5 protein-coding genes, 1 rRNA gene and 1 pseudogene are annotated in these 7594 nt (G+C 73.0%); all 7 read left to right on the top strand.

Annotated features, from left to right (window positions below; all coding sequences use genetic code 11):
* Window positions 1-78, top strand: a 5S ribosomal RNA gene (gene rrf / locus KS423_RS32505); the annotation flags it as partial.
* A 201-nt stretch (window positions 79-279) separates the two neighbouring features.
* Window positions 280-1689, top strand: coding sequence for a histidine kinase (locus tag KS423_RS32500; protein ID WP_224283345.1), 1410 nt, complete (start codon window positions 280-282; stop codon window positions 1687-1689).
* Window positions 1641-2306 carry a response regulator transcription factor gene (locus KS423_RS32495; protein WP_224283344.1) on the top strand — a complete coding sequence of 222 codons (666 nt, stop codon included), beginning with the start codon at window positions 1641-1643 and terminating at the stop codon, window positions 2304-2306. The genes KS423_RS32500 and KS423_RS32495 overlap by 49 nt, the downstream gene beginning before the upstream one ends.
* A gap of 221 nt (window positions 2307-2527) precedes the next feature.
* Entirely contained in the window at window positions 2528-4081 is a 1554-nt protein-coding gene (locus tag KS423_RS32490; protein ID WP_224283343.1) for a DUF2637 domain-containing protein, read from the top strand.
* A 110-nt stretch (window positions 4082-4191) separates the two neighbouring features.
* Complete coding sequence (locus tag KS423_RS32485) at window positions 4192-5481, top strand: aldolase/citrate lyase family protein (protein ID WP_224283342.1); 1290 nt, start codon at window positions 4192-4194, stop codon at window positions 5479-5481.
* Window positions 5482-5649: 168 nt separating this feature from the next.
* Window positions 5650-6306: a YigZ family protein gene (locus KS423_RS32480; RefSeq protein WP_224283341.1), complete on the top strand. Its 657-nt coding sequence runs from the start codon at window positions 5650-5652 to the stop codon at window positions 6304-6306.
* Window positions 6307-6731: 425 nt separating this feature from the next.
* Window positions 6732-7594: pseudogene (locus KS423_RS32475) on the top strand (hypothetical protein); the annotation flags it as partial.

Below are 7594 nucleotides of genomic sequence, written 5' to 3'. Positions count from 1 at the left end.
CCGAACCCGGAAGCTAAGCCTTACAGCGCCGATGGTACTGCAGGGGGGACCCTGTGGGAGAGTAGGACGCCGCCGAACAATTCTTCAGAAAGAACCCCCATCCGGGACCCGGATGGGGGTTCTTCGCATTTCCGGATCATCTCACCCGTCGGTGCCACTTTGTCCACCAGTAGGTGGTCCTAGGTCTACCCCGGAATTGGGGTGCCATGGCCCGTGCCGGTGGCGGGTGCTTCGTGAACACTGATGGAGGACGATCGGTACCGGCATCAGGAGCTTCCCGTGACAACAGTGAGTCGTACGAGCGGCACGTCCGTACGTGCGCAGGCCCGGGCTGCCTTCGCGGCCGGCGGTGAGGGCCTGACACGGCTGGTCCTGGTGCTGCTGGCCGCAGTGCCGGGGTTCGTCCTGCCGGTGGCGGCAGCCGTTCTCTCCGGGGTGATCGCGGCACAGATCCTCCAGAACTACTCTCCGGGAATCCTCGCTGCGCTCCTGGTGGCGGCGTCCGCCGGTTCCTTCGTGGCCGCCTTCCTCGTTCGCGGCGTCGCCGACCGCACCCGCGGTCAGCTGGAGCGCTGGTTCGGCATACGGCTGCCGGCCACCTACGAGCCTCGTCCGGAGCTGGAGTTGGACGGTCGCGGGCACTGGTGGACGGGTTACACCTACCACCGCTCGCGGACGGTGGCGAAGTACGCGCAGGTGCTCCACTGGGGCCTGCGGGACCGGACCACCCGTGCCGAGCTGCTCTGGATGGTGGTGAACCCGCTTCTCGCGGTGGCCCTGGTCGGCCCGGTGGCCGTGCTGCTCGGGCTGGGAGCCGCCTACATTCTGTCGGGGCCGGTTCCCGCGTCCGACTTCGGTCCGCTGAGCGGCCGGATGGCGTCCATCCTGTTGAGCGTCGTGCTCGGGGCCGCGATGATCGTCGTCGGGATACTCGTGGCGCCGTTCGCGGTGCGGCTGTACGCGGAGGCGGCCCGCCGGGTGCTGGACCAGGACGGCCGGGCGACGCATGCCCAGCTGACCAGGCGGGTGGCCGAGTTGACCGAGACGCGGGCGGACGCGGTGGGCAACCAGGCGGCCGAGCTGCGGCGGATCGAGCGGGACCTGCACGACGGCGCCCAGGCACGACTGGTCGCGATCGGCATGACGCTGGGCACCATCGAGCACCTGATGGACACCGACCAGGAGGCCGCGCGCGAGCTCCTCGCCGAGGCCCGGCAGTCCTCGGCCCGGGCGCTCCAGGAGCTGCGGGACCTGGTGCGCGGCATCCACCCGCCGGTGCTCGCCGAGCGTGGGCTGGGCGACGCCGTCCGGGCCTTGGCGCTGGACAGCGCGTTGCCGACCGAGGTCTGCGTGAGCCTGCCGGACCGGCCGCCGGCCCCGGTGGAGGCCGCCGTGTACTTCAGCATCTGCGAGCTGCTGGCCAACGCGGCCAAGCACTCGGGGGCGGACCAGGTATGGGTGGACATCCTCTACCGGGCCGGCTTCCTGCGGGTCACGGTGACGGACGACGGTGCAGGGGTGGCGGACCCCTCGCGGGGGACCGGACTGCGCGGGATCGAGAAGCGATTGGGTACCTTCGACGGTGTCCTCTCCATCGACAGCACGTCGGGCGGACCCACCACCATCACCTTGGAGTTGCCGTGCGAGTTGTCCTCGCCGAGGATCTCTATCTCCTCCGCGAAGGCCTGATCCGGCTTTTGGAAGCGCACGGCTTCACCATCGCGGCGGCGGTGGAGACCGGCCCCGAGCTGTTGGAGGCGCTGCTGACCCACCGCCCGGACGTGGCCGTGGTCGACGTCCGGCTGCCCCCGACGCTCACCGACGAGGGCTTGCAGGCCGCGCTCAAGGCGCGGCGGGAGATCCAGGGCCTGCCGGTGCTGGTGTTGTCGCAGCACGTCCAGCAGCTCTACGCGCGGGAGTTGCTGGCCGACGGCACCGGGGGGATCGGCTACCTGTTGAAGGACCGGGTGTTCAACGCCGGGCAGTTCATCGATGCGGTCCGCCGGGTGGCGGCGGGCGGCACGGCGATGGACCCGGACGTGATCGCCAAGCTGATGCAGACCACGTCGCGCAGGCCCGGTCCACTGCTGCGGCTGTCCCCGCGCGAGCGTGAGGTGCTGGAACTGATGGCCGAGGGCTGTTCCAACTCGGCGATCGCCGCCCGCCTCTCGGTGAGCGACGGTGCGGTGGCGAAGCACATCGCCAACATCTTCAGCAAGCTCGAACTCGCCCCCGACGAGGACGCCAACCGCCGGGTGCTGGCCGTACTGGCCTACCTCAACGGCACGGCGGGGCAGACCCGCTGACGATCCGGTCCGGCCTCCGGCGCAGCTCCGCACGGTGCCGGGGCCGGTGTCGGGCTGCTCACCGTGACACTCCAGGCTGTGGGAACGCTTAAACACGTGTACGAGTAAACTCCGGTGGGCCGAGCCCGGAGGTTGCCCAGCCGTCCGGCGGCCCGACCAGCGGGACCCGGCAGTCGTGGCAGCGTACGGCAGCAGCCGACATCCAGGGGTTGATAGACGTAATGGCACGCCCAACGCTCACCAAGGCCCATCGGGGCCTGCTCGGCCTGGTCGCGGCCGGTGCCTGCATCATCTCGGGCATCGGCTTCGCGGGCTCGTACAACGCGGTGCGCGAGCTGGCCGAGGAGAAGGGTTTCGGCGCCTTCTCCTATGCTTTCCCGATCGGCGTGGACGCCGGCATCGTCGTGCTCCTCGCGCTCGACCTTGTGCTGACCTGGCTGCGAATACCCTTCCCGATGCTGCGGCAGACCGCATGGCTGCTGACCGTCGCCACCATCGCCTTCAACGCGGCCGCCTCCTGGGGCGACCCGCTGGGCATGGGGATGCACGCCGTCATCCCGGTGCTCTTCGTGGTCGTGGTCGAGGCCTCGCGGCACGCGGTCGGCCGGATCGCCGCGATCACGGCGGACCGCCACATGGAGTCGGTCCGGGTGATGCGCTGGATCCTCTCCCCGGTGCCGACCTTCCGGCTCTGGCGGCGGATGAAGCTCTGGGAGCTCCGCTCCTACGACGAGGTCATCCGACTCGAGCAGAACCGCCTGGTCTACCGGGCGCAGCTGCGCTTCCGGTACGGCCGTGGCTGGCGCCGCTCGGCGCCGATCCAGGCGCTGCTGCCGCTCAAGCTCGCCAAGTTCGGCGTGCCGCTGGACCCGGCGCTGCTCGACCGGCTGGATGACGAGGGCCGTGAGGTCGAAGCCGAGGAGACGCTGACGGGGCAGGAGGTGCAGGGGATCGACGCCCAGGAGAACCGTGTCGCCGCGGCCATCGCCCCGGCTGTTGAGGCCCACTCCCAGCAGGTGCCGCAGCCCCAGCAGCCCCAACAGGTACCGCAGACCCAGCAGGTACCGCAGACCCAGCAGGTACAGCAGCCCCAGCAGGCACCGCAGGTCCAGCAGACCCAGCCCGAACAAGCTCAGCCCGAACAGGCTCCGGCGCAGGTGCCCGCGGCCGTCGCGCCGATGTCCGCCGAGGTCGCCGCACCGATGCTCGCGAAGCTGGCCGCCGTCAGGCTGCGGGCCGCCCAGGAACCGGACGAGGCGGCCGACGATGTCCCGCAGCCGCGTGGTGAGGAGCTGAACGTCTGGACCGAGCGCCCGGTCCGCACCACCGGCCACCCGGCCGACGCCGCCCCGGGCGGGCGGGTGCCCGGGCAGGCCTCGCCCTGGTTCAAGCCTCCGCGCCCGGCTGCCGAGGAGCCTGTCCCCGCCGCCGAGCCCGCTCCCGGTCCGCAGGCCCAGCAGGCGACCGGCCCCCAGCAGCAGCCCGAGCAGCCCGCCGAGCCCGAGCAGCCGGTCCCGGCCGAGCAGCCCGTGCATGCCGAGCAGCCCGGCTTCCCCCCGGCGCCCGCTCGCCTCGACCCGGACGTCGCCTACGAGGCGCTCGTCTCGTACATGGACGTCCACGGCCACCAGCCCGATCCCCAGCGCCTCGCCGACTGGCTGACCAGGGAGTTCGGCGTCACCGGCAAGGGCCCGGACGGTTCGGTCCACCCCAAGGAGGTCGCCGAGCTGTTCCCGGAGCTGCGCGACCGCTACGTCGCCGCCGGGAGGGACTGACCGCAGCCGCCGCCGTCCAGGGCTCGGTCGGCCATTGACGCCCGGTCCCGCCGGAGCTACCTTCGCCTCAACAAATTGTTGAAGCGCTGGTTCGGCATGGAGGAGTGCGGATGAGGCGGGTCGGGGTCGACGGAAGCGGGCCGACGGACGGGCCCTCCTTCTCCACCGCGGCCCGCGCCGCCGTGGAGGCGCTGCTCGCCCCGGTGGACGCCGATCTGGCGCGCCGTTACCCGGGGGAGCCCGGGACCAGGCAGCCGGTGCACACCGTCTACGTCCCGGCCGACGCCTTCGACGCCGATACCGTGCGGGAGTGGGGCCGCCAGGCCCTGGAGGCCTTCGACCGGCATGCCGCCACCCCCGCCGAGCTGGCCCGCGCCCTCGGTGTGGCCGACGACGAGCTGCTCGCCGACGTGCACGCCCGGGTCCGCGCCAAGCTGGAGCGCGAGCCGGTCGAGGACCTGCGGATCGACTTCGAGGACGGCTACGGCCCCCGCCCCGACGCCGAGGAGGACGCGGCCGCCGTCCGCGCCGCCGAACTGGTCGCCGCGGCGGTGACGGAGGGCTGCGCCCCGCCGTACCTCGGCATCCGGATCAAGTGCATGGAGGTCCCCGTCCGGGCCCGCGGCATCCGCACCCTGGAGCTCTTCCTGGCCACCTTGCTGGCCAACGGCGGGCTGCCGGACGGCCTGGTCCTGACGCTGCCCAAGGTGACCTACGCCGAGCAGGTCACCGCGCTGGTCCGGCTGCTGGAGGACTTCGAGCGCCGGGCCGGACTGCCCGCGGGCCGGATCGGCTTCGAGATCCAGATCGAGACCACCCAGGCGATCCTCGGTCCGGACGGCCGGGCCACCGTCGCCCGGATGATCGAGGCCGCCGGGGGACGCGCCACCGGCCTGCACTACGGGACCTTCGACTACAGCGCCGCCTGCGGCGTCAGCGCGGCCCACCAGAGCATGGACCACCCGGTCGCCGACCACGCCAAGGCGGTCATGCAGGTGGCGGCCGCCGGCACCGGGGTGCGGCTCTGCGACGGCTCGACCAACGTCGTCCCGACCGGCTCCACCGAGCAGGTGCACGCCGCCTGGAAGCTCCACCACGGCCTGGTCCACCGCTCGCTGGCCCGCGCCTACTACCAGGGCTGGGACATGCACCCGGCGCACCTGCCGACCCGTTACGCCGCCGTCTACTCCTTCTACCGCGAGGGCCTGGCGGCCTCCGCCGCCCGGCTGGCCGCGTACGTCGCCAGGACGGGCGGCGACGTGATGGACGAGCCGGCCAGCGCCCGGGCGCTGAGCGGCTACCTGCTGCGCGGACTGGACTGCGGCGCCGTCGACCTCGCCGAGGTCACCGCGCTGACCGGCCTGGACCGCGAGCGGCTGAACGCCCTGGCCGGCCGCTGACCCACCGGCGGCCGGCATCGCGGCCGACCGCCGAACCGACCGTCGAACCGGCTGCCGAGCCCGGCGGCTGACCCCTCCCGCCGCGCGCCAACTAGGCTGGCGGTGCCGCCCCGGTGCCCCGGGGCCTGCGCCGCCAGCCTTCGCCGTCCTCGGGAGGACCCCCGTACCATGTCCGCCACGCCGGAGCCCACCGCCAGGCCGTACCTCACCATCCGGCGGGCCGGCAGCCACGAGATCGAGATCAAGAAGTCCCGGTTCATCTGCCACCTCGCCCGGGTCGCCGACGAGGAGGAGGCGCAGGCCTTCATCGCCGGCATCCGCAAGCAGTACTGGGACGCCCGGCACAACTGCACCGCCTTCGTGGTCGGCGACGAGCAGCGCCGTGAGCGTTCCAGCGACGACGGCGAACCCGGCGGCACGGCCGGGGTGCCGATGCTGGAGGTGCTGCGCCGGCGCGGGCTGACCGACACCGTCGCCGTGGTCACCCGGTACTTCGGCGGGATCAAGCTCGGTGCGGGCGGCCTGGTGCGGGCGTACGGGAACGCGGTGTCGGAGGCCGTGGACGAGATCGGCCTGCTGGAGCGCCGACCGGTCGCGCTGCTCGCGGTGACGGTGGACCACGTCCGGGCGGGGCGGGTGGAGAACGACCTGCGGGCGGCCGGGTACGCGGTGACCGACCTGGCCTACGAGGCGGCCGGGGTGCGGATCGAGGTGGGCGTGCCGGAGCCGGACGCGGCGGACTTCCACACCTGGCTGGCCGAGGCGACCGGCGGTACCGCGGTGGCGGCCCCGGCCGGCCGCACCTACGTCGAGGTGCCGGTCTGACCACCGGGGCGGGCGGCACCTCGTGGGTCCCGCCGGTCGGAGGAGCCGCCGGACGGCCCGTGACCGGCCGTTTCCCGTGGCCCAGGCCCTGCGCCACGCGGAAGGCCGCTTGAGCACATTCACCCGAACGTAGTGTCGTAGCCCGGAGTTGGAACTTCCGCTCCGGGCCGTGGCGTTTCCTGGGCAAGGCTCCGGCAGAACCGGACGAAACCATCGATGGAGGACACAGGACCCCACCCCCGCACCACGGAGGTATGCGCATGACCTCAGACCGTTCGACCTCGAATCCCCAGCCCGCGACGAACCCGACCTCGAACCGCCTGACTACCCACCACCTGATCGCGAACCGCTCCGCCCCGAACCGCGTCCGCCCGCACACCGGTGCCGACCTACCGGGTCCCCGCGGTCCCGCGACGCCCTACCGGATGACGGTCACCACGGCCCTCGCGCACGCTGAGGCCGTCGCCCTGGCCGACGAGCAGCTGGCCTCCTGGCTGAAGCAGGAGGGCTTCGAGGAGCCCCCTCCGGACTCCCCCGCCCCCGTCGGGCAGAGTGCCGAACCGGCTCCCACCGCCGAGCGCCTCCGCCTGGGCGAGCGCGTCCTGCTCGACCGCGATCACGGCCCGCTGCGCGGCGGACCGGGCACCGGCCGCTACGACCGCCGCCGCCTGCGCATCCCGGCCCCGCACGGCACCCAGCAGCTCACCCTCACCGTGTCCACCGCTTCGGACGGCCCCACCTGGGTCCGGTTGGAGGCCGAGGCCCACAGCACCGGCAGCGGCGTGCGCACCCCGTGCCGGGTGCCGGTGCCCGAACTCGCCCGCTCGCTCCTCCCACTGCTCGACGCCACCGACGGCCCGGCGGCAGTCCACTCCGCACCCCGGGTGATCACGGCCGACGAGGTCGACACCCTGATCGACGAGCTGTGCGACCCCGAACGCAGGCTGCCCACCGTGGTGGCCAGCGTCCCGGTGAACCTCCCGGTCGACCGCTGGGTGCAGGACGTGGTGTCCCCGCTCTGCCAGCAGCTGCCCGGCCTCGCCACCGCCTACGTGCTGGACCCCGGGGCCCGCACCGGGTTCAACGTCGCACTGGAGTACCACACCGTCTACGGCGGAGCGGTGCGCACCTATCTGCCCGAGGTCGACCCGGCCTCCCGGCAGGACAGCGCCCGACACCCGGTGCTCGCCCGGGGCCGAATAGAGCAGGACCTGCGCCGCGCCGCCGGGCTGCTCGCCCGCGAGCCGCGCCGCCTGGCCGCGGACCAGCCGCTGCCACCGCCGCTGGC

This window comes from Streptomyces sp. LS1784, assembly GCF_020103755.1.
Lineage (GTDB): Bacteria > Actinomycetota > Actinomycetes > Streptomycetales > Streptomycetaceae > Kitasatospora.
The sequence above is the reverse complement of the archived record's forward strand: the minus strand, read 5'-3'. Positions and strand labels throughout refer to the sequence as shown.